This window comes from Lysobacter arenosi, from assembly GCF_016613475.2.
Lineage (GTDB): Bacteria > Pseudomonadota > Gammaproteobacteria > Xanthomonadales > Xanthomonadaceae > Lysobacter_J > Lysobacter_J arenosi.
The window spans coordinates 1,037,835-1,060,845 of sequence record NZ_CP071517.1; the positions used below are offsets into that span (position 1 = coordinate 1,037,835).

At 62.4% G+C, this 23,011-nt stretch carries 14 protein-coding genes; 12 read left to right on the forward strand and 2 right to left on the reverse strand.

Going from position 1 to position 23,011, the window contains the following annotated elements; translation table 11 throughout:
- Positions 1-38: 38 nt before the first annotated feature.
- Complete coding sequence (locus HIV01_RS04950; RefSeq protein ID WP_200605231.1) at positions 39-2,030, reverse strand: ferritin-like domain-containing protein; 1,992 nt, start codon at positions 2,028-2,030, stop codon at positions 39-41.
- 334 nt (positions 2,031-2,364) lie between these two features.
- Here HIV01_RS04950 and HIV01_RS04955 point away from each other — a divergent pair, with 334 nt between their 5' ends.
- The 10 genes from HIV01_RS04955 (at position 2,365) to HIV01_RS05055 (ending at position 20,606) form a co-directional block, all read left to right on the forward strand.
- Entirely contained in the window at positions 2,365-4,530 is a 2,166-nt protein-coding gene (locus HIV01_RS04955) for a type I secretion system permease/ATPase (RefSeq protein ID WP_200605232.1), read from the forward strand.
- A complete protein-coding gene (locus HIV01_RS04960; protein WP_200605233.1) occupies positions 4,527-5,948 on the forward strand; it encodes an HlyD family type I secretion periplasmic adaptor subunit in 1,422 nt (473 codons plus the stop codon). Before HIV01_RS04955 ends, HIV01_RS04960 begins: the two co-directional genes overlap by 4 nt.
- A gap of 65 nt (positions 5,949-6,013) precedes the next feature.
- Positions 6,014-14,812 (forward strand): calcium-binding protein, encoded by an 8,799-nt coding sequence (locus tag HIV01_RS18130; protein WP_245156918.1) that lies wholly within the window; start codon positions 6,014-6,016, stop codon positions 14,810-14,812.
- Positions 14,813-14,913: 101 nt separating this feature from the next.
- Positions 14,914-15,318: a hypothetical protein gene (locus HIV01_RS05025; protein ID WP_200605234.1), complete on the forward strand. Its 405-nt coding sequence runs from the start codon at positions 14,914-14,916 to the stop codon at positions 15,316-15,318.
- 186 nt (positions 15,319-15,504) lie between these two features.
- On the forward strand, positions 15,505-16,032 hold the full coding sequence (locus HIV01_RS05030; protein WP_200605235.1) for a hypothetical protein: 528 nt from the start codon (positions 15,505-15,507) through the stop codon (positions 16,030-16,032).
- On the forward strand, positions 16,022-16,360 hold the full coding sequence (locus HIV01_RS05035) for a DUF962 domain-containing protein (RefSeq protein ID WP_200605236.1): 339 nt from the start codon (positions 16,022-16,024) through the stop codon (positions 16,358-16,360). The genes HIV01_RS05030 and HIV01_RS05035 overlap by 11 nt, the downstream gene beginning before the upstream one ends.
- A gap of 820 nt (positions 16,361-17,180) precedes the next feature.
- The gene (locus HIV01_RS05040; RefSeq protein ID WP_200605237.1) at positions 17,181-17,561 is read left to right on the forward strand and encodes a DUF1428 domain-containing protein; all 381 of its coding nucleotides are present in this window, start codon (positions 17,181-17,183) and stop codon (positions 17,559-17,561) included.
- 618 nt (positions 17,562-18,179) lie between these two features.
- Positions 18,180-18,605: a hypothetical protein gene (locus HIV01_RS05045; RefSeq protein WP_200605238.1), complete on the forward strand. Its 426-nt coding sequence runs from the start codon at positions 18,180-18,182 to the stop codon at positions 18,603-18,605.
- A 117-nt stretch (positions 18,606-18,722) separates the two neighbouring features.
- The gene (locus HIV01_RS05050) at positions 18,723-19,079 is read left to right on the forward strand and encodes a hypothetical protein (RefSeq protein ID WP_200605239.1); all 357 of its coding nucleotides are present in this window, start codon (positions 18,723-18,725) and stop codon (positions 19,077-19,079) included.
- Positions 19,080-19,907: 828 nt separating this feature from the next.
- The gene (locus HIV01_RS05055; protein ID WP_200605240.1) at positions 19,908-20,606 is read left to right on the forward strand and encodes a hypothetical protein; all 699 of its coding nucleotides are present in this window, start codon (positions 19,908-19,910) and stop codon (positions 20,604-20,606) included.
- Between the two features lie 69 nt (positions 20,607-20,675).
- Here HIV01_RS05055 and HIV01_RS05060 read toward each other — a convergent pair whose 3' ends face one another.
- Entirely contained in the window at positions 20,676-21,773 is a 1,098-nt protein-coding gene (locus HIV01_RS05060; RefSeq protein ID WP_200605241.1) for a zonular occludens toxin domain-containing protein, read from the reverse strand.
- A gap of 210 nt (positions 21,774-21,983) precedes the next feature.
- Here HIV01_RS05060 and HIV01_RS05065 point away from each other — a divergent pair, with 210 nt between their 5' ends.
- Together HIV01_RS05065 and HIV01_RS05070 are read left to right on the forward strand one after the other, a co-directional pair.
- Positions 21,984-22,589: a hypothetical protein gene (locus HIV01_RS05065; RefSeq protein ID WP_207527094.1), complete on the forward strand. Its 606-nt coding sequence runs from the start codon at positions 21,984-21,986 to the stop codon at positions 22,587-22,589.
- 31 nt (positions 22,590-22,620) lie between these two features.
- Positions 22,621-22,821, forward strand: a complete 201-nt coding sequence (locus HIV01_RS05070; RefSeq protein WP_207527095.1) for a hypothetical protein — start codon at positions 22,621-22,623, stop codon at positions 22,819-22,821.
- Positions 22,822-23,011 lie beyond the last annotated feature (190 nt).

Genomic DNA, 23,011 nt, shown 5'->3' on the forward strand with positions numbered 1-23,011 from the left:
AGGGCGGGTCGGGCGCGGATTCGCCGCGGCGGCATGGATCAGCTGCGGAATCCGTTACGACGGTGCGTGTCGTCGCAGAACGGTTTGTTCGAAGAGCCTCCGCAGCGGCACAGCCGCGTCGACGTCACGCGATTGATGGTGCGTCCGGTGCCGCAGCAGATCTCAACGTTGCCGCTAAGCACTAGCGGGCCATTGACTTCAGGATCGACGTTCAACGGCCCGTCGCGCATCGGCAGTGGTTTCGATTCCACGCTGGCAGGCTCACCCGTCGCCTGAAAGTGGATCTCGTTGTGACTACCGTCACAGAGCGGCTTCTGCCTGGATGCGCCGCACCGACACAGCACAGCGCGCATGCCAATGGGTACGCCGTCGAGCACGATGTGGGCGCGCACACCCAGCGGTCCGTTCTCGCGCAACTGGATGAGGTTGACCGGCGGCGGCGCTTCCTCGGTACCACCGTCGTGGCGGCGATACGCGATCGCGCCCGACGGACACATGTGGGCGACCGTGACGAGTGCTTCCACGCTTGCCGCATCCGGATGGATCCATGCGCCGGGCGTATTCGCCCTGAACACGCCAGGCAGCCCCAGCACGCAGTGACGTGCATGGATGCAGCGCGTACCGTCATAGACGATGTCGACTTCGGGGCCCGGTATCAGTTCCGCGCCGTTATCGAGGCGTTGCGGCTGCGTTGCCTGGCTCGCTGCGGGCGCGCGAACTTCCGGGATCTGGACGCTATCGGCTTCTGCGCGCGTCGAGGCTTCCTCGCGCCGGCATCGTTCCGCCTGCGCGGTGAGTCGATTGGCGAGGCGCTGCGTGCCGGCCCGAGTGGCTTCCAGCAAGCCGGCCTCCTTCGGATGCATATCCATAAGGCGCTCGCAACGCTCGCCGATCTCGTGCAAGCGTTCGACCAGGATATCGACGCTGCCGGCTTCGCCCATGAGTGCCGCCGACGAACGAATGGTTGCGAAGCTCAAGCCGGCGGTAGCCTGCGGCATGCTCGGATTGGCGGGCAGGGTGCCCAGGCGGGCCGCGACGGGCGTGAGCAGGTGCATCAGGTCGACCCCGGCCGACACGAGCGTGGACTTCGCATCCCGGCCGACGTCGCCATAGGCGAGTGACACGCATCGCAGGCAATGGTTGTACAGGGCGTTGCCCAGATCCAGCAGCGCGGCGGCGGGCTCCTCGCTGATCCACAGACGTCCCTGCGGCGTGGGGGGCGGCCGCATGACCGGATTGTGGGCGCTCATTCGCGCGGGACGAAACTCTGGTCGGCTCGCCAGCAGAGCGTCGTACTCGCGACCGATGCGCAGGAAGCGCTGGTAGTGCGAGTCGCCGGTGCACGAGTCGGCGCCTTCGCCCTGGCGCACGATGGCGTCGATCGCTTCCAGGGCCGTCGTCAAACATCGGACGGTCTTCAATCCGGGCAACCGCGCGCCGTCGGCGTCGAGCTGGTGCTCGGGGTTGCCCTCGAACAGGCGCCGTTCGCCCATGGATTCACTCAAGCGCTGCAGACCGGCTGACACCGAGCGATACAGCTCGCCTACCGTTTCGTAGTCCGTGCAGGCCGTCATCAGCCGGTCCATGCCGAGCGCGCGCGAGTAGTGCTGGGGCGGCTCGAAACCCTCGCCGTCCTGTACTTCGGCGTCGTCGGGCCGCTCGAGGTAGACGAAATGGGCGAGCGTCTGCCGGTTGAACGGTGCGAGCTTCACCACGACGCCCGCCGGGTGATAGCCGGGCGGGATTGGGAAATTCTGGTGGACCAGATGGGCCGGCGCGCCAAGGGCCGACAGGATGTTGCAGACGATGGCGAGGTGGCCCATCTCCTCCACCGAGACGGAGAGGATCTCGCGGCGCCAGCGCTCGACGGCGTCGAATTCGGCTTCCGACAGGTCTTCCCCCGTGCTCTCCTTGAGACTGAAGGCCGCGTACAAGTAGCAGCACATGAGGTGGTGTTCGATCTCGGCCGCTTCGGCGAGTAACGCCCAGAGCTGCTCCCGTGACGTCGGTACGGCGATCTGCTGTTCCAAGGTCGCATCCTCGTTTGTCGATTGGATTGCGGACGCTTTCAGGCCTGGCTGCCCTTCGTGGAGTCTATCGCCGATGGCGGGGCAGGGCGTGGCTTGAAGCGATCCTGCGCCACCTGGCAGACGGGACCGCACTAGACCTGCCGCACATTCTGCCTAGGTGAAGCTGCTCGGTCTGGTTGCGGCGATGCGGCAACATAAGTGTTCGCCATGCCAGCGTCGGGTCGCTACGGGCACTTGGTCACTTCTTCACGCATTGCCGCTTGACGCCTGGCCGCAGAGCCAGTAATGCTCGCGGCTCGGGGGGACCCTTCATGGGTCACGCAAGGATTGCGATATGGCACAGGGGAGTGCTGCGCTTGCCGTCGTGGAGCGCACCGATTCATCGGAAGACCAGCCTGATCTGGCCCTGCACGGGTTGGTATTGCTGGCGCAATTCCATGGAGTAGCCGCCGACGCCGCGCAGCTCGCGCACGAGTTCGGTCGTACGGGCGAACGTTTCGACGAAGCCACGCTGGTGCTCGCGGCCAAGAGGCTCGGCCTCAAGGCCAAAGTCGTCACCCAGCCCATCGCGCGCATCGCGATGGCGACCCTGCCGGCGATGGCTTTGGTGCCCGATGGCGATCCCTTCATTGTTGCTAAGGTCAACGACGATCAGGTCCTGATCCACGACCTGGTCGAGAAACGCCCGCGCGCGATCTCCCAAGTCGAGTTCGAGGCCCGCTACACCGGCCGCTTGATGCAGGTTGCCTCGCGCGCCTCGGTGCTCGGCGACCTCGCCAGGTTCGACTTCAGCTGGTTCATCCCTGCAGTGGTCAAGTACCGCAAGCTGCTGCTCGAAGTCTTCATTGTGTCGTTCTTCATCCAGCTGTTCGCACTGATTACGCCGCTGTTCTACCAGGTGGTGATGGACAAGGTGCTAGTGCACCGTGGCCTGACCACGCTCGACGTCATCGCAACCGGGCTGGTGTCGATGGCGGTGTTTGACGTGGTGCTGTCCGGGCTGCGCACGTATGTTTTCTCGCACACCACAAGCAAGATCGACGTGGAACTTGGCGCACGCCTGTTCCGACACGTGCTGGCGTTGCCGCTGGCGTACTTCGAGTCGCGCCGGGTCGGCGACACCATCGCCCGCGTGCGCGAGTTGGAGAATATCCGCAGCTTCCTGACCGGGCAGGCACTGACCTCGGTGCTGGACCTGTTCTTCACCGTAGTGTTCCTGGCGGTGATGTTCTATTACAGCGGCTGGCTGACGCTGATCGTCGTGCTGTCCTTGCCCGTGTACGCGCTGATTTCGGCCGGCATCACACCCGTCCTGCGCAAGCGCCTGAACGAGAAGTTCGCCCGCGGTGCCGACAACCAGTCGTTCCTGGTCGAGACCGTCAGCGGCATCGGTACGGTCAAGGCGATGGCGGTCGACCCGCGCGTCACCCGAACCTGGGACAACCAGTTGGCCGGTTACGTCAGCGCCGGCTTCGGCGTCACCCGCATCGCCACGCTGGGTCAGCAGAGCGTGCAACTGGTGCAGAAGCTGGTGTCCATCGCCATCCTGTTCTGGGGCGCCAAGCTCGTGATCGAGGGCAAGTTGTCGGTCGGACAGCTGATTGCCTTCAACATGCTTTCGGGTCAGGTGGCAGCGCCAATCATCCGGCTTGCGCAGCTGTGGCAGGACTTCCAGCAGGTCGGGATCTCTGTCGAGCGCCTGGGCGACATTCTCAACACCCGCACCGAGTTGCCGGGCAGCCGCATGGCGCTGCCACCGATCCAGGGGCGGGTGACCTTCGAGCGGGTGTCCTTCCGCTACCGTCCCGACACCGCTGAGGTGCTCAGTGGCATCGACCTGGACATCAAGTCGGGTGAAGTAATCGGCATCGTCGGGCGCTCTGGTTCCGGCAAGAGCACGCTGACCAAGCTGGTGCAGCGCCTGTACACGCCCGAGCGGGGCCGCGTGCTGATCGATGGTCACGACCTGGCGCTGGCCGATCCGGCCTGGCTGCGCCGTCAATTGGGCGTGGTGCTACAGGAGAACTTCCTGTTCAACCGCAGCGTGCGCGAGAACATCGCGCTCAGCGACCCGGGGATGCCGCTGGAGCGCGTGATCCACGCCGCCAAACTCGCCGGCGCTCACGACTTCATCGTCGAACTGCCCGAAGGCTACGACACCAAGGTCGGCGAGCACGGCGCCGGTCTGTCGGGCGGTCAACGGCAACGAATCGCAATTGCACGCGCCCTGATCACCGATCCGCGCATCCTGATCTTCGATGAAGCCACCAGCGCACTGGACTACGAGTCCGAGCACGCGGTGATGGCCAACATGCGTGCGATCTGCAAGGGCCGCACCGTGCTGATCATCGCCCATCGCCTGTCCACGGTTCGGCAGGCCAACCGCATCGTCGTCGTCGAGAAGGGGCGGATCATCGAGAGCGGCACGCATGCCGAGCTGGTCGACCGGCCGGACGGCCAGTACGCCCATCTCCATCGCCTGCAGTCGGGGGAGGCATGAGGCACATCCTTCAGGGTTTGCGCGACTTCGCCGCACGCTACATCACGGTCTTCAAGTCAGCATGGAACGTGCGTGCCCAGCTCGACCCGCCAGAGCGAAGCGCCGATGAGCTGGCCTTCCTGCCCGCGCATCTCGAGCTGACCCACTCGCCGGTGTCCCCGACGGCACGCTGGACGATGCGGATCATCATCGCCTTCTTCTGCGTGGCGCTGCTGTGGGCATGCCTGGGTAAGCTGGACATCGTTGCCGTGGCGCCCGGCAAAACCGTCGTGGACTCGCGCACCAAAGTGATGCAGACGGCCGAGACTGGCGTCGTGCGCCGCATCCTGGTGCGCGACGGCCAGATCGTTAAGGCGGGGCAACTGCTGATCGAGCTGGACGCGACGGCGACCGCGGCCGAGTACACGCAGGCCGATGAAGCATTGGTCAACGCAAGGCTGGCGGTGCTGCGGTTGGGCGCGCTTGCGGCGTCGCTGGACAACAACCGCGCGCCCGCGATTCCGCCAGCCGCCGACCTGCCACGAGAACGCCTGCAGGCGGAGCAGGCACTGGTGCGCAGCCAGTTCGACACCTATCAGGCCAAGCGACACGGACTGCAGGCCAGCATCGCGCAACGCCGCGCCGAGCTCCAGACCACGCAGGCCTCGATAGTGCCGCTGGATGAATCGGCCCGAATCTCAAAAGCACGCGCCGAGGACTACAGCAAGCTGGTCGAAGGCAGGTACGTCGGCCGGCACGAGTACCTGCTGCGCGAGCAGGAGCGCATCGCGGCTGAACGTGATCTGGCGACGCAGCGGAACCGTGTGCAGGAGATCCGTTCGGCGCTCAGCGCCGCCGATGAGGAACTACGCGTTCTGGTAACCGACACGCGGCAACAGACACTGGATGGCTTACGCCAGGCGACCGAGCAAGTCGCCCAAATGGCGCCGGAAGTCGCGAAGACCGGGCAACGTGACAGGCTAATGGCGCTGCGCGCTCCGGTTGATGGAACGGTGCAGCAGTTGGCGGTGCACACCGTCGGCGGCGTCGTCACGCCAGCACAGCCACTACTGGCGTTGGTTCCGAGTCGGGAGCAACTGGAAGTGGAGGCCACGATCCTCAACAAGGACATCGGTTTTGTGCACGCTGGGCAGCCGGTGACAGTAAAGATTGAGAGCTTTCCCTATGCGCGCTATGGCTATCTCACCGGAGTTGTGGCGAGTGTGTCCCATGACGCCGCGCAGGACGAGAGATTGGGCTTGGTGTTCCCTGCGCGGGTCAGGCTCAACAGCGCGAGTTTGATGATTGACGGAGTACGCGTGCGCCTTTCCTCGGGTATGAGCCTTTCCGTCGAGATAAAGACAGGTAGACGGCCGGTGATCGACTACATGCTGTCGCCCCTCAAGACGCATGCCTCAGAGTCATTGAGAGAGCGATAGAACTCGCGCATTCGATGCAACGACGCGATCCACATTTTTCTTCACGACAAGGAAGGAGCGAAGTCATGATTGCAGACGATAAGACCATCTATTTCGTGCTCGGAGACCTGGATACGCCGAAGCTGCCAGCGGCACCTCAGACCGAGGAAGCAAAGAAGACGCTTCTTCAAGCGTTTGTCTCGTTGTACAAGGACTTCCTTGGAGAAACAGCAGGAAACCTGACGGACGATACAATCAAGGCGCTCAGTCACCTGCAGCTCAAGGAACTGGCGGCTCGCATCGACGCAGAAATGGTCGCGAAGCCAGAACTCGCCGAGCAGTACACCAAAGCTAACGACTTTGAGCGGATCGCGTCAAAGTGGAGGGAGATGGCACTCGCATCCGGCCACCCGGACGCGACGGCAGTGGTCTGGCATTGCAACCAGATCATCGCGCAAAGGGAGGAGGCCATCGAACTGTTGCTGCAGGCCGGCCAGGATTCGAGCGCAAAGTTCAGGGCTATGAAGCTTCTGGGTGCGGCCGCTGGCAACATCATGACCGCGCTGGAGGTTGCCGAGGCGTTTCAATCTGGCGCCACTGAGCCTGACGTCATGGCGACGAAGATGTTCGGCATCGTGCTTGGGTCCTACGTGGGAGGCTTGGTCCTGACCGCATTTGGCGGCCTTGGCGTTGTACTCGCGGCGCCAGTCGGAACCATCCTTGCGGTAGCTGCGACCGTAATGGTAGCTGCCTATGCAGCGGAGAAGATCGGCGAGTTTATCTGGGAAGAGTTCATCAGCGATACCTTCTGGGATGTCCTGGAGAGTCTCAACATCAAGGATGAAGTTGAGTACGGAATATCGAAGATCGGCCAATGGGTCGGCGCCATAACTCCGGGCGATCCGAAGCCTCCCTACAGGACCGAACAAGTGTACGACGGGGAGGTCATCGCATCCAACGAGAAGGAGAACGTCGTCATCGGCAACGATGGCAGCAATGAGATCAACATGCTGCACGGACGGACCGTTGCCTTCGGCGAAGGCGGCAACGACATCTACCGCGTCTACACAACCGCGCAACGTAACCAGGTCATTTCCGATACGGAGGGCGCCAACAAGCTCTTCTTCGGAATCGAGGAAATTGGAACCTTGGGGTTGCAGAAGATCGGGACGAACGTGTACCGCTCCGACGGGGGAAACTACACGATCACGAAGGTCGGTGACGGAGAAGACGCGAGCCTTGTCATCCAGTCCAAGCACTACGAGGCAACAGTCACCATCCTCAATTGGACGAACGGCAACTTCGGTATCGACCTCCCCGGCGAGCCCGTCCCGTACGAGCCGCCGCCGCCGTCGCACAGCGGCGGTGCACAGGACGACTACATCACCCCCTACATCGATGGCGCATCCCCGCCTGGCATCAGCGCTGATGGTGGTGAGGGCCGCGACATGATCTGGGGCACCGGGCTGCAGTACGAGGACTCGCTGCGCGGTGGCGGCGGTAGCGACATCATCAATGGAAATGGAGGAATCGATCAGATCGATGCCGGCCATGGCGATGACTTCGTCTCCGGCATCGGCGACGGGTCGACCGTTCACGGCGGCGAAGGCAACGACGTGCTTGCTGCGGACTACGACTTCGGCTTCCACTACATCGCCAGCGGCGACATCCCGATCGACTCCAACGCCATCTGGCGCGATCTTTCCCAGTACTTCGGGTGGGACCAGGTCGAAGCCTTCTCCATTGACGACAATGGATATCTACGGATTTCGCCTGCCATCGGGTTGATGGATGGTTTCGACTACTCCGGCCCGTCTGTGGTGGCGGGGTGGTCATACCGGTTCTGGCTGGTCGACGACGGTACGTTCGAGCTCAAGTACTTCTCTTCGGTCGAGCCGGACGGCAAGGAGCCGGGTTACTCAGGCCTGATCACGTACTGGGATCCGGGACTGGAGTTCGTCAAGGGCGTGACCCTGTTTGGCGAGGGCGGCAACGACGCGATCACCGGAACCAGCGCCGACGACGTGCTGGACGGTGGCGACGATGACGATCGCATCGTGGCCAACGCCGGCAACGACGTCGTGTATGGCGGCGAAGGCGTGGACTACCTGGCGGGCGGAGCGGGCAATGACGTTCTGGACGGTGGCGCGGCCGCGGACCAGGTCTACGGCGAGGACGGAAACGACGTGATCACTGGCGGTGCCGGCGACGATCAGTTGTGGGGCGACAAGTACAACCAGGACGAGAACGCAGCGGGCGGTGACGACCACATCCTCGGTGGCGAGGGCAAGGACCAGATCGTCGGTCACGGCGGCAACGATATTCTCTCCGGCGACGCGGGCGACGACTTCGTTCTGGGCGGCGCAGGCGACGACCAGCTCTACGGTGGGCAGGGTGAGGACCGACTGCAGGGTGGTGCCGGCAACGACCATCTGGACGGTGGCACCGAGCGTGATCTGCTGTTCGGCGAAGACGGCGACGATTCGGTGGCAGGTGGCGAAGGCAACGATCAGCTCCAGGGTGGCGCCGGAAACGACCGCCTCGACGGCGGCGCAGGCGACGACGTGCTGATCGGCGAGACCGGCGAGGACTTCCTCAGCGGCGGGCTCGGAGCGGACGAGCTTCAGGGACGCGAAGGCGACGACAGCTTGGATGGCGGAGATGGCAACGACCGTCTTTTCGGCCAGGTGGGGAACGACTATCTGGGCGGTGGAACTGGTGACGATCACCTCCGCGGTGCCGAAGGCAACGACACGCTCATCGGCGGGGAGGGCATCGACGACATGGGAGGCGGCGAGGGCGACGACCTCCTCGAGGGCGGTGCCGGCGCGGACAAGCTGTGGGGCGAAGCAGGCAACGACCGCGTGCAGGGCGGTGCCGGCGACGACTACGTGGACGGCGACGACGGAGCGGTGGCCGCCGGGCTTCATGGCAAGGATCAGTTGGACGGCGGCGACGGCAACGACATCCTGCATGGGCAGGGAAACGACGACACAGTTCGCGGTGGTGCCGGTGACGACTCTGTTTTCGGTGACGACTACGAACGCCAGTACATCGGCAACGACAAGGTCTACGGCGACGCGGGCAAGGATCTTGTCGACGGCGGCGCAGGCAACGACGAACTGTTCGGCGGGCAGGACAACGACACGCTGGTAGGCGGCGAGGGCGACGATGTCCTCGACGGTGGCACCGGCAACGACGTTCTCTACGGAGGCAAGGGCAACGACCGGTTCCACTTCGAGGCTGGCTTTGGCGTCGACGAGATCGTGCTGGAGGACATCGACGCAGGCACCGACACGATCAGTTTTGGTAGCGGAATCTCGTCGTCGGACCTGACGTACTTCGTCCAGGGCATGGACCTGCTGATCCAACACAACAACATGCAGGATGCGATCGTCGTTCGCGGCTACTTCGCGCCCGGAACGAACGTGTCCTTGCAACTGGCGGGAGGGACCCAGTACAGCCGCGCCGACATGGAACAGCTCCTGGGCGTTCCGACACCCGTGCCCGGGACGTCAGGCAACGACGTGATGGAGGGTACCGACGGGGACGACAACCTGCACGGTGGCGCCGGCAATGACACGCTGTACGGTCTGGGCGGAGACGACTACCTGTTCGGTGGAAGCGGCGATGACCAGCTCTACGGCAGCGTGGGTTCCGACATGCTCAATGGCGGAACCGGCAACGATACGTACCACTTCGATTGGGGCGCCGGGCTTGACCGGATCACCGGCCTAGGCTCCGCATCGTCCGGCTCCGACGTGATCAAGTTTGGCCCGAGCCTGACCCGGGACATGATCAACAACTACCAGATCACGGGCGACGACCTGATGATCGCCTTCTTCGACGGTGCCAACTACGACGCCGTCTACATGGACGGTTTCCTTTCCGCCGCCAACGGCACCCACATCCTGGAGTTCGCCGATGGCAGCTGGATGTCGGCGGAGGATTTCCGCAGCGGTCCAAACTCGTGGCGCGGGACGGCAGGAGATGATTCCTTCGTCGCTTCCAACGCCAACAACAATCTCCAAGGCTACGAGGGCGACGACGTCATATCGGGCATGGGTGGAAACGACCGCATCTTCGGCGACGCTGGCGACGACCAGCTGGATGGCGGCGATGGCAACGACGCCCTGCAGGGCGGCCTTGGCGCGGACGTGATCGACGGCGGTGCCGGCGACGATCAGCTGTACGGCACCGAATACGAGGGTAGTCCGACCGACACCTTGCGAGGTGGTAGCGGAAACGATCGTTACTACATTGGCAAGGGGCATCAGACCTCGCCTTCGCCCGATGTGGTCATCGAACTGGCGAACGAAGGTATCGACACGGTTTACGCCGAGTCGTACTCCTACACGCTCACTGATAACGTCGAGAACCTCATCGGCGTTTACCATTCCAGTGACTACTCCTGGAGCAACTCCGGCTACCCTGGCTGGTACGTGGACATCCCGCGACAGCTAATCGGCAACGCGCTGGACAACACGATCAGGCTAGGCGACCTGCCGTGGGGTGGCAGTCACGACCATCGGTTGTACGTCCTAGATGGCGGGGCCGGCGCGGATACGCTCGTCGGCACCGAGGCCGACGAGATCTACGTGGTCGATCAGCTCGGTGACGTCATCGTCGAAACCGACACTGGACCTGGCGCATCGGTCGATACGGTGCGTGCCAGCACCTCGTTCTCCATCGGGCAATACGCGAACGTGGAGAACATTGAACTGGCCGGCGCGGGAAATCTGTCAGCTTGGGGCAACACCGGCAACAACCGGCTGGACGGCAGCACCTCCAGCGGTGCCAACACGCTCTACGGCGGCCAGGGTGATGATACCTACGCCATCACTGCCAAGGACGTGGTCGTGGAGCTGGCCGGCGAGGGCGTCGACACCGTGCGCATCGAGCGGCTCGACGAGACGACATCGCAAGGGCAGTGGTTCAATGTGTCCGACTATGCGAACGTCGAGAATCTCTCGCTCGGCAACAACCTGAGCATTGACTGGGACTACAACGGCAGCGACAACCAGGGTCTGTTCAGCGCCAATCTCCGCGGCGATGCCGGCGACAACGTGCTCATCGGCAACGGTTTCAGCAACGAGCTGCGCGGCGGGGGCGGGAACGATACCCTGTTCGGTGGCGAGCGAGAGCTGAACACCACGTACCGAAGTGCTTACGACCAGCTGTTTGGCGAGTCCGGCGATGACACGCTCCGCGCCGGAAGTGGCGGCGCCACCTTGCACGGCGGGAGCGGCAACGATGTCCTGTACGGGGCGTCTGGCAACGACAGCTTCCACTACGCCCTTGGGGATGGCCGCGACACGATCGCCTCCATCAGCAGCACGGGCGACCTTGACCGGGTCGTGTTCGCCGCGGGAATCGATCCGGACGATGTCTCGTTCAGTCGTTCTGGCACCAGCCTGGTGGTGCAGGTTGGCTCGGACCCGAACGACCAGGTCGTCGTCTCAAACTACTGGTACGAACGCGACGGCGAGTATGAGCTGAGCGGCGCTGTCGACCAGTTCGTGTTTGCGGACGGCACGATCCGCAGGGGCGACCTGCACCAGTTGCCGTACACCAACAATCCGCCGCAGACGCTGGTGCACTACCTGAGCCACGAGCTGGTTGGAGATGAGGCATTCACCTTCACCTTGCCGAGCGGGATGTTCACCGACGAGGCCGCCGATACGATCACGCTGAGCCTGGGCGCGAATACGCCGGAATGGATCACGTTCGACCCGGCTACAGGCGCGTTGACCGGAACCCCACCCAACGGTGGTGCGGAGTTGTCTGTGCAGATCGTGGCCAGCGACAGCTGGGGACAGACCACGACGTCGACCTTGTCCCTTACCGTTCGCAACGTCATTCGTGGCGGCGTCGGCGGCGACATGCTGGCCGGCACCGATTTCCGGGACGACGTCCACGGCGGCGGCGGCGACGACACGTTGCAGGGCGTCGGGTCCGGTGATCGCCTCTACGGTGGCGCCGGCAACGACCTGTACGTGGTGACAGAGTCCTCCCAGCAGGTGATCGAACTGGCGGGCGAGGGTGACGATACCGTCCAGAGCAGCAGCTATAGCTATGCGCTGGGCGAGAACATCGAGGGCCTGCTGATGGGCGCAGGCGCGATGGAGGGTGTTGGCAATTCCGGCGCCAACGTCATCACGGGCAACGCGGGCGACAACCGGCTCGATGGCGGCGAAGGGGATGACCGACTCGTCGGCGACGCCGGCAACGATCTATACGTTGTCGACTCGTTGGGCGACGAGGTCATCGAGACCGCCGGCCAGGGCACCGACACGATCCAGGCGAGTCTGAGCTGGCAGTTGGGCGCCGACGTCGAGAACCTTGAGCTTATCGGCAGCGATGACCTCAATGCCACGGGCAACGCGCTCGACAATGACCTTACCGGCAACGCGGGCAACAACCGGCTCGAGGGCGGGGCAGGCGCGGACTGGTTGTACGGCGGCGACGGCAACGACACATACGTCATGGAGTCCACCCAGGACCGCGCCATCGAGTACGAGGGCGAAGGACACGACACCGTCGATCGTCGGTTCGAGACCAACTTGATCCTCGCCAACAACGTCGAGAACCTGCTGCTGGCCGCAGGCGTGGTCACAGGCAACGGTAACGCCCAGGACAACCAGATCACGGGCAATGCCGCCAACAACAAGCTCTCGGGCCTGGACGGTGATGATCAACTCGATGGGCTGGATGGCAACGACCAGATGTGGGGCGGCTCGGGCAGCGATCGCCTGCTCGCCGGCAACGGCGACGACTATCTCGACGGTGGTACCGGCCAAGACCAGCTGGAAGGCGGTGCCGGCGGAGACGTATATGTCGTCGACGACGCCGGCGATGTGATCGTCGAGGCCGCGGGCGGCGGCACTGATCAGGTCCAGGCCTCGGCGTCGTACGCCATGTCCGCGAACATCGAGAACCTGTTCCTGTCAGGCAGCTCTGCCATCAGCGGCACCGGCAATGCGCAGGCGAACTATCTCGGGGGCAATTCGTCCGACAACGTGCTCAACGGCATGGGCGGAAATGACACCCTGGTGGGCGGGGCCGGCAACGACTCCCTCGTCGGCGGGGCAGGCGACGACTCCTACCTTGTTGACGCCGCATCCGGCACCGATGTTATCGACAATGCCGGCGGCGGTAGCGACGGTGTGTTCTTCATCAATGGCGTCACCCGTGAGCGGCTATCGTTCTCTCGTGACGGAAACGACCTGCTCATCACAATTGACGGCGGTGCGACGCCGGCGGTGCGGGTCACCAATCACTTCCTCGGCGGTGACGCCGCCATCGACTACGTTGCACCCGAAGGTGGGACAACGCTGACCACGGCCCAGATCAACCAGTTGGTGTCAGGCGGCTCCGGCGGCCAGTACGACCAGACCATCGAAGGCACTGCCTCGGCCGAGCAACTGGTCGGCAGCAACGGCAAGGACCTCATCAAGGGGCTGGGAGGGGACGACCAAGTATTCGGCATGGGTGGCGCGGACACCCTCCAGGGTGGCGACGGCGACGACTACCTCGCAGGTGGCAATGGCAGCGGCACAGGCTCGGCCGACGATAGGCTGGAAGGTGGAGCGGGCAATGACACGCTTTCCGGAGAAGATGGCAACGACACGCTCATCGGTGGCGCCAACGACGACGACTATATCTATGGCGGTGGCCAGGACGTGATCGATAACACTGGCGGCGGCATCGATGGTGTGTTCTTCAGCAATGGAATCACTGCTGCGCAACTGGCGTTCACCAGAACCGGAGACGACCTGTTGATCACCGTCAATGGCGATGCGAACAGTACGGTCAAGGTTACCGGGCACTTCCTCGGCGGAGACCTCGCCATCGACTTCGTGCAGCCAGCAAGCGGCGCAATGCTTGATACAGCGACGATAAACGCACTTGTCGGAGGTGGAAGCAACCCGCCGGGCGGCAACGACGGTGACTATCCGTCAGTGGTGACCGGCACCGCGAGTGGTGAACAGTTGCTTGGAACCGGTGGCCGCGACCTGATCAAGGGGCTGGGTGGTAACGACACCCTGTTTGGCTTCGGCGCGGATGACAAGCTCGATGGTGGCGACGGCGACGATTACCTGTCCGGTGGCAACGGCTCGCACAACGGATCCGGCAACGACATCCTGGTGGGCGGGGCCGGTGTCGACACGCTGGTTGGCGAGGACGGCAACGACCAAATGCTCGGAGGCGCCGGCAACGACAAGTACGTCTATGGTGGCGGTGCCGACACCATCGACAACACTGGCGGCGGCACCGACTGGGTGTTCTTCAACAGCAGCAGTTTCAGCGTGGCTCGTAGCCGAATCACCTTCCATCGCGATGGCGATGACCTGATCGTTCGGGTCGATGCCGACGCAGGCAAGCAGATCCGCGTGACCAAGCACTTCCTCGGTGGTGAGTATGCGATCGCCTATGTGCAGCCGGCTGGCGGAAACGCCATCCCAGCTTCTCAGTTCGGTGGCCTTCTGGCTCCGTTGTCTGCGGGGCGATCGTTTGCCGCCTTTGCATCTGGCGACGAGCCGGTTACAACTGAAATGACAGTCATTCAACCCGAAGCGCTCCAGGAACGGGATGCTGTTCCGGGTCGATCCAGCGACCTCGCGATGAGGGAAGGGCAGGATCGTCCGGCTATCCAGGGGCTGGAGCAGTTGGTGCAGGATGTCACTTCTGCAACCGAGCCAAGGCTCGCCAATCAGGAGTTGCTCAATCTGGTCAACGCCATGAGTAGCTTCGGCGGCAGTGACGCGGCCGCATCGTCCGGCACTGAGGCCAATAGCCAGCTTGAACGAAACCTGCATTGGAGCGCAGCCTGGCACCACGGTCCGCGACAAGATGGAATGCGGACCCGATACATGGAACCGTAAGGTAGGGAGGAGGCTCTGACTGGCAGAGCCTCCCTTGCCTGCGCTCGACAATCAACGGCTGTCTGCTTCATCCTGTCGCCGCGATGCAAGGAGAAGAATCCATGAGCCCACTCGCAATAATCGTCATGCACACTTTTGCCGCAGGCGCTCTTGGCATTCTTGCGCGCCTCTATATTTCGGCATTTCTGCTTTCCACCGAATCGGTGGACAGTCCAAGGGGCGTGACGCGTTTCTTTTTCAGGTACATGATCGCCAGCTTTCACTACATGGTGTCCTTCATGCTGACGCCATTGATGATCAAGCCATTCGTCGGGTACTTTCGAAGCATTCCGGCGCAGGAGGATGCGAAGAGCTACCTGTACCTGGCGCTTTGCATCCCGCTTGCAGCGTTACTCTACTTTCTGGACCACAAGGTGATGCGGTGGGGCGACGCCAGGAAGCTGGAAGGTCGGGAGAGACTGCGGAAGATATCGGGACAGCGCTACAGGCGAAACGGATCTGCGTAGCTTCCTGCTGTTTTGGATGCCTTGGGTGAAAACTTTGGGTCCCCCACGATCGCCGGCCGAAAGACGGCCGAACTGGCCTGCTTAGATATTGGCTTGTTGGCTGCCCCCCCTCGAATGAACTCAAGACGACTGATGCCCTCGACGCGCAAGGTGGAGGGCGAAGGCGGATCCAAGGATCGGCCTTGCATGCACATCAGCACCGGCAAAGGGGCTTTGATCATGGCAGCCAGCATTCCCAACCGGATCAGCCGCACACTGCTTGCCGCCGAGGCGGTGGTAATCGTCTTGCCGGTCCTCATGATGGCGGTTCTCCTGTCGATTGCGTATTTGATGTGGGCCGTTGTAATCGTGGGTTCCATGACCTCCGGTCTCAACGATCTCGAAACCGTGCTGCCAATCTTTGTCGTAACTTCAGTAAGCGCATTTGTGTCCGTCGCTTACGCCGCGAATGTCGCGCAACTTTCGATTCGCTACGTCAGGCACGGTCGACGCGAAATCGCAAACGTGTCGAGGCTGGAATGGTTGTCGCTGCTGGCCGGGGCAATGGTCCTTCCCTGTTGGTTTGTCGCGTACCACATTTCACCGGACTCCCACTACCAAGAACTGATGGCTTTCTTCCTCCCCGGAGCCCTTCTTGCGTTGCCAACGCTGCACCTCTTCGCAGCGAAGATGATCGCTGACCGGAGGGTGGTGGAGGCTAGGGATGGCTCATAAGGAATTCGACACGTATTGGCTGGCCTATTTGGCTGCCCACTCCAAGCCCGCAACTCGAGCCTGCCACTACGTCGGCACGTTGCTCGGCATCTTCATAGGCATTCCGCTCTCGGCTTCTATTGCTTGGTGGGCATTCCCAGTCTTGGGCGCAATCGGCTACGGAATTGCCCTGGCCAGCCACCCGTTAGTCCAGGGCAACCGCCCTTTTGCTTCCCGGCCTGTTTGGGGGCTTGCGTGCGACCTGCGCATGCTGTTGCTTGCGGCGACCAATCAGCTAACGCCTCATCTGTTGCGAGCCAAGCCCAGCGCGATTTCACCAAGCGATTGAGGCAGGGGCCGTGATGACCGCCTCTTGCCGAAAACGGACGTCGAACTAGTCCTTGAACATTCGGGCATGCCGCCAAAGCCAGCGGTCCAGTTGATGCGGTGCAATCCATTCGCCGCCAGGTGGGAAGGGCCCACGGGCCGCAGCAGATCGCGCAAAGCTCGCATCAGCCACCTCGCATAACGCATATCGGCGAGCCTGATTTCGGGGTAGGGTATGTCCGCTTTCGACCCATAGCGGTCATTGGCCGGGCCATCCGACCCGACCCGCTGGGTCCGGTTATACGCCGGATTGTTAGCCGGACCCAGCTTGCATAAGTTCAAGCCGAATCAGGGGTTACAGCCCATTCACTGGGGTGTGGTGTCAGACGTATAACCGGACCCACGGGTCCGTCTAGTAGGTAGTTCGAGAGGGCGGAGAAGCCGTGCTAAGTCTCGAGGCAATTCCCGTAACCATCGTTGCCGCGGCCATCAGCTTTCTGTGGGCTTTTGTCTCTGGCTCCAGGCGTTCGTTCGGCACGTTCTTGACAGTGTCGCTGGCGACGCTGGCCAACTTGCTTTGGCTAGCCTGGTTCTTCCGTGACGGTATGGGCCCGGATGCAATCACGACTTCTGGCCTGGATGCTTGGCAGCATTTCTGGGCACTCGCTGCAGTACCGGTCGTCGCTTGGGTGGCGCTGGCACTCGCGACGGGCCTCAGGTACTGGCACGCGGTCCACACGTGCCCTAACAATTCATTCAAGCCGAAGCCGCTTCGCGGCTCGGCTTAACTCATGCGTTATCCGGCTAGAACACGAGATTCAGTTACCGCTATAGGAGCAGATATGGCTCACTACATCGACGGATTTGTCTTTCCCATTCCGCGAGATCGCCTGAACGAGTACAAGCGTCTTGCCCAAGCGGCTGCAAGGATCTGGAAGGGACATGGCGCACTCGACTACTGGGAATATATCGGTGACGATTTGAAATTGGAGGGAACGCGCTCGTTCACTGATCTCATAGCTGCAACGGAGGAGGAAACCATCGTGTTTGGATGGGTAGTCTTTGATTCTCGTGAGGCACGTGATCTGGCGAACGAGAAGGTCGCGGCTGACCCAAGGATGGCGGAGTTGATCGCTTCATCCAATTCAGGTTTTGATGCGAAAAGAATGGCGTACGGTGGGTTCCAGTTGTTCGTTCAATCGTCGAACGCGAACGCCGGATAACAATTCGCTGAAGCCGGCTTCGCTTCGCGGCGCGGCTTAGCTCAAGCGTTGGCGAATGCTTGTGGCCGATAGCGAACAGTGGAGTTAGTCCGCGAACATGCGGGCGTACCGCCAGAGCCATCGGTCCAGCTGGTGCGGTGCAATCCATTCGCCGCCAGGGGCGACCAGTCGGGCACCGGCCAAGCGCCAGCCAAGCGCCAGCCAGCCCAAGGCCCGTTGAGCGATTGATGGTTGTAGACCACTTGTTAGTGGCGTCTTGCCGCGCAGTCGCTTGGGCACGTGGTTCCAGGCTTCCAGCACGGCGGCCTGAATTCGTCGGTCATGGAACCCCCGGAAACGAGTCGGGGACCATATCGGCCCCCGGCGTTATGTCGTATCGGCTTATAGGCCGCGTGGGCCAGTCGGGAAGGGCCTACAGGTGCGAACAAGCCACGCAAAGCCCGCATCAGACACTTCGCATAATGCATATCGGCCACAATGGTTTCGGGGTAGGGTATGTCCGCTTTCGACCCAAAGCGGCCCTTACCTGGTCTGCGCCTGCCCACAGGGGTCGGTCATGAGCATAAGCTCGCGCCGCGCACCCTAATGTCCTTCGAAGGTCCTACCAAGGAGATTCCTATGCAAGGCATTGCACTCACGCTGCTCTTCGCGATGCAGGTAGTGGTACACCAGTCCGCAGAGTCCCAAGATGCCTTGCGCAGGGAATCTCCGGGCGTGCCGCCGCCTGACACGGAGCTGTCCGATGTGATGCATCGGAAGGTCGATTCCCGCAGTCCGCAGGCGCTCGCTTTCCTGGACGCGTACGGAACGCCTTCGCAGGAGCAGATTGCCGAACGAGGCTGGCCCGTGGCCCACCTTCCTTTGACCGAAGGGCTGGTCCGGCACAAGCTCAGCAGCCACGACGCCATCGATGATCAGCCGTATGTCTTGCTCGTAGACGCTAAACGAGAAGTCATGTACCTGCTGCGGCAGGACGGCAACGCGGCGATTCCCTATGGCCCGATCGAGTACCCCCGAGGCATGAGATCTGCACAGCTGCGTTAGTGCAGGGCTTCGGGTGACCGCTTATGGCCGAAAGCGGTCGTTGGGTCGGGCGGCGGCGGTTGAGCTGGTGGTAACGTCCGCTTTCGACCCAAAGCGGACATGGATAGGGGAAGGGCCTTGAAGATCATTCCGCTTGCCTTGGGGCTGATGCTGCTAGTGCCACCTGCATTAGCAGTCGAACCACCGGCCGCGATTGATGGCACATCCGAGAGCAGCTTCAGGCTCAGCCATGCTCGTGTCGTCGGACAGTTATCGCCGGACGATCGCTACCGTCTCGCGCTGGCGGAACTGGTGATGCTGTCGAAGTACCACTGTCTCGAGCCTAAGCCCTCGCCGAACGACGACTTCGTCGTGCGTGTGCTTGGGGGGCAGGTTGACCTCGCTTCCTGCCGCAGGGAGCTCCACGGCATGACTTTTGCGGATGTCATGACGCGCGCGTATCCCGACGAGGCGCAAGGGCCACCAGGGCAATGACCGCTTCTGGCCGATAGCGGACATTGGAGGTTAGTCCGCGAACATGCGGGCGTACCGCCAGAGCCATCGGTCCAGTTGGTGCGGGGCGATCCATTCGCCGCCAGGTGCGACCAATCGGGCACCGGCCAAGCGCCAGCCGGCGCAAGGCCCGTTGAGCGATTGATGGTTGTAGACCACTTGTTGGTGGTGTCTTGCCGCGCAGTCGTTTGGGCACGTTGTTCCGGGCTTCCAGCAAGGAGGTCTGAGTTCGTCGGTCATGGAATCCCCCCAGAAACGAGCCGGGGACCTTATCGGCCCCCCGCGTTTGGAACTGTAGGATCAGGCCGCGAGAGCGGGTCGGGAATGGCTTACGCGACGGGCCTTAAGCAGCAAATAGAGGGCTGCACCGACCAATACAGCACTTCGCATAATGCATATTATGTCAACTATGCGGAAGGTGGCCAAATGGCGCGCCTACCGTCTTGCCTTGCAGCCATAAATCTGCATCCCTTTGCGCACCAACGCGTATCCTTTCCCGCACTATCGACGTATCCCTATCGGCAAACGGTGAACCGTAGCCGGCTCCATTGCACCGGCACACGGCTACCCAAGGAGTTGGGGCGTATGGTGGATTGGACAGATGGAGTTCTCGCTCCGCAGAGCGTATCTCCACATACGAAAACTAAGAGCGCCGCCGTCTTGCGCTACTGGGATCGATGGCACCAGTTGCGATATGGCAGGCCCTTGGCGCTCGCAGGAAAGCCGCCGCAGCCCGTTGCTCCTGACGTCATATCAAGCTTCATTGATGACCATCTTGCCACAGTCGTGGACGGTCGCCTGGCGATGCGCATGGCCTCAGAGATCTCCCAAGGCCTCGTTGAGAACGGCTACAACTCCCGAACTGACTGTCCTGCCCCGCGCACAACCGTGTGGCGCCTTCTAGTGCTTCAGAAGGCGCACAGGTCCCTTGAGTTGCCATTCGATTACGGTCTGGTAGTGAATCGAAAGCCTGAGATATACAGCGCGTGGGAAGCAGAACGCGCGGCACTTGGGCAATCTGCGCCGACAATCATGTCGGCGAGCAATGTCCTAGACGCGCTATTGAGTGTCTGTGACGGTGATCGCGACGGCATTATGGACGCCGCGCTGATCGTGCTGTTAAGTCGCCTCACTCCGCGGCAGATTTCTGCGTTGCTCTTCCACGAACTGACGCCAGGCACCATCTTCTGGGAAGGTGAGCATCTTGATGCGGTTGAGCTAAAGGTGCACATCCCAGTCGGCGATTTTCAGGCGTTTCAGCCTAGAATTCGATTTGTTGGCACCGACGCCGTCATGATCAAGGCTTGGGGCGCTATTCGGGAGGACGAAGTTCAAGGGAATGATTGGTTCTTCGTGCGAAAACCACGGGGAAACTCGCCTTCATCCCTCAATGAGAAATGGATCACTCGCCGAGTTCGAATGTTGATGGACCGGGCTGGTCTATCACGCCCCAGTGGTCACGCACGGGACCCCCCCTGGATACGTGCGTTAGGCGGAAGAGTACCTTAAAGCGGTCATCGACTCGGTTTCAATCCTGCGGTCGCCATGTCGCCCTAACCGCCACCTACAGGGCGCTGATCACTTCATCAGGTGAAGGAGCGGACGCGTCCGCGTCCGTATCCGTAGGGGGCTCGCCCCTACACCCCCACCCCGCTCCCCTTGGCGCTCCTGCCGCTCGGCTAGGCGCCGCAGTTGGGTGGCATCGTCCAAGCGGTTCCGGTCACCCTGCACCTCATCCAAGAACGGTTCGTACTGGCCGTCGCGGGCGATCATCCGGCACCGATTCTGCTCAACCACATAGCGGCTGCCCTGCTCTGCCAGGCACGTGCAACTGTCGCCACCGTCATGCCCTGAGGCCATGCAGAAGATGCGCGGTGGTTGCATGGGCAGGGTCAATTTGTCGTAGGCAGGCGCGGTCCACGGCTGGCCGCCAATACGCGGCGTCAGCCACCCCACGTAGTCACTTTCTCGGGTCGGGACTTTCGGCGCGGAGGGGTCCGTCGCGGCGACCGTCGCTGGCGCTCCGTTCGCCGCTCCGTCCCTTTTCGCTTGAGTCGTGGCGTTCTGCGCCGTTCCGCCAAAGGAGGCTTCCACCTCCCGGAATTGGTACCACGCGCCAGCTGCGGTCGCCGGCAAGCCCACCAGTAGAGCAATGTAGTACCAAGGAATCTTCCGCTCGGTCGTGTCCAGGACTGTGGATTCGTACAGTCCCATGGGGCGCTTGGGCAGCTTCACCCGCTTGAGCATCAGCGCATGCCCCTTCTCAGGGTTGCGTTCGAAGCGGTCGAAGATCCGCAGGTGGGCGAACGGCAGGCCGAAGCGACGGCGTACGTGGATGTGCCGTTCGATCAGGTCATGCACGAACTCATCAACCTGCTTGGCCGGGGACTGCGATACGAAGATGAAGTCCAGGCCCCGATGTCGGTGCTTGGCCAACTCCAGAACGTGATCCGGCACTTTGGAGCCGGGAGTCCGCTTGGGCACCATCCCATGCTCGTAGGCTTCATCGATGACGCAGACGGCGCCATCGGGAAGGAAGTTCATCCAGTCGCAGAACTGTTCTGGACTGATCGACAGTACTCGGGCCTGATCGTGCTTGAAGCCGCGAACGTTGCCGATCGGTACGGCCCCTCGCCCCAGGGCGAAGATTGCTGCAGGCGTTCCGATGATATCCAAGGGAATACCGCCTTCCTGGCTCGCCCGCGGCCGGTAGGACTGGCCGTCTGTAAGTGGCCTAGTCAGCGATAGGCCAACAGTTGGCCGCTTTGGGGGAACCTGCCCGTTGTGGGTCGGTAGGAAGCTGGTTGATGTGCGGACGCGCGATGCTGAAGTCCAGAACCGGCGTCTGCAAGAGGCGATCGTCCGCCAGATGAGGAGATTACTTATATGGATATTCCCGAGGAAGTCGTCCAAGCAAAGACCCTAGTTGAGTTCGCCCTGCTCGCCCTTCCGGGCGTCGTCGGCGTGGGGCTCGGTGCGCGCGAGGAGAACGGCGAGCTCTTCGATGAACTCGCCGTTCGGATACTGGTCGAGGATGCCTCGCAAGTGCCCAGTGAATTGCCCACGGAGATCGCTGGTGTCGCCGTGTGCATCATCGAACGGGTATACGAGCCGCTCGCGCTGCCTGATGACGACCATTACCCCCAACTTCGGGGCGGAATCAGGATCGAGTCGCCTGTGCGGGGTTTCGGAACGATGGGCGCACTGGTGGAGGACTCGATCACGGGCGAGATTCTCGGGCTGAGCAACTATCATGTCACTGGTCCGGTGGGAACTCCGATCTGGCAGCATCAGACGCCAAACATGATCGCAGGCAGTCCGCTGGTGACTGACAATCTCGTCGGCGATGTCACGCGAGTCGATTTCCCAGACACGCCTCCGCTGCCGCTACCGCTCTCGCCGACTAGGGTGGGCATGTCCGACTCGGGGGGTGTTTCGCACCAACGGAGCAGCGGCTCAGGGACGGGGCGTCTCACGAGCGATCGCAGATAGGGGCCTCAACTTCCCTGATCTGGTGCCTGCGGTGACCGCGACCGCCGAACCGGCGATGTTCCAGTCAGTGCGCAAGCGCGGTTTCACGACGGGGCGGACGCCGAAGGATGGAGACGTCATGGGCGCTCAGGTCGTCGGCAAATGGCTGACGGTCCGCTGGCAACCTGGTGGGGCGGGTGCCTACCTCATGGATCAGGTGGAGATCTACGGGGAATGGCAACGTCTTCGCTGACCTTGGCGATTCCGGATCGTTGGTCCTCGACCGAATCGAGGCTACCGCGCTGGGCCTACTGTGGGGTGGAAGTCGGATTGGAGCCGTCCCGGATGGCCGCTTCGGCACGATGTCGTTGATCTCCCACGTCGAGGCACGCCTGGGCGTCTCGATCGTCTGGGCGTAAGACAGATTGCTACTTAGCACTGAC

Excerpts from the sequence above, each read along its gene's own strand:
- HIV01_RS04955 (WP_200605232.1), top strand. The coding sequence starts at position 2,365 with ATGGCACAGGGGAGTGCTGCGCTTGCCGTCGTGGAGCGCACCGATTCA.
- HIV01_RS04960 (WP_200605233.1), top strand. The coding sequence starts at position 4,527 with ATGAGGCACATCCTTCAGGGTTTGCGCGACTTCGCCGCACGCTACATC.
- HIV01_RS18130 (WP_245156918.1), top strand. The coding sequence starts at position 6,014 with ATGATTGCAGACGATAAGACCATCTATTTCGTGCTCGGAGACCTGGAT.
- HIV01_RS05025 (WP_200605234.1), top strand. The coding sequence starts at position 14,914 with ATGAGCCCACTCGCAATAATCGTCATGCACACTTTTGCCGCAGGCGCT.
- HIV01_RS05030 (WP_200605235.1), top strand. The coding sequence starts at position 15,505 with ATGCACATCAGCACCGGCAAAGGGGCTTTGATCATGGCAGCCAGCATT.
- HIV01_RS05035 (WP_200605236.1), top strand. The coding sequence starts at position 16,022 with ATGGCTCATAAGGAATTCGACACGTATTGGCTGGCCTATTTGGCTGCC.
- HIV01_RS05040 (WP_200605237.1), top strand. The coding sequence starts at position 17,181 with ATGGCTCACTACATCGACGGATTTGTCTTTCCCATTCCGCGAGATCGC.
- HIV01_RS05045 (WP_200605238.1), top strand. The coding sequence starts at position 18,180 with ATGCAAGGCATTGCACTCACGCTGCTCTTCGCGATGCAGGTAGTGGTA.
- HIV01_RS05055 (WP_200605240.1), top strand. The coding sequence starts at position 19,908 with ATGGCCTCAGAGATCTCCCAAGGCCTCGTTGAGAACGGCTACAACTCC.
- HIV01_RS05065 (WP_207527094.1), top strand. The coding sequence starts at position 21,984 with ATGGATATTCCCGAGGAAGTCGTCCAAGCAAAGACCCTAGTTGAGTTC.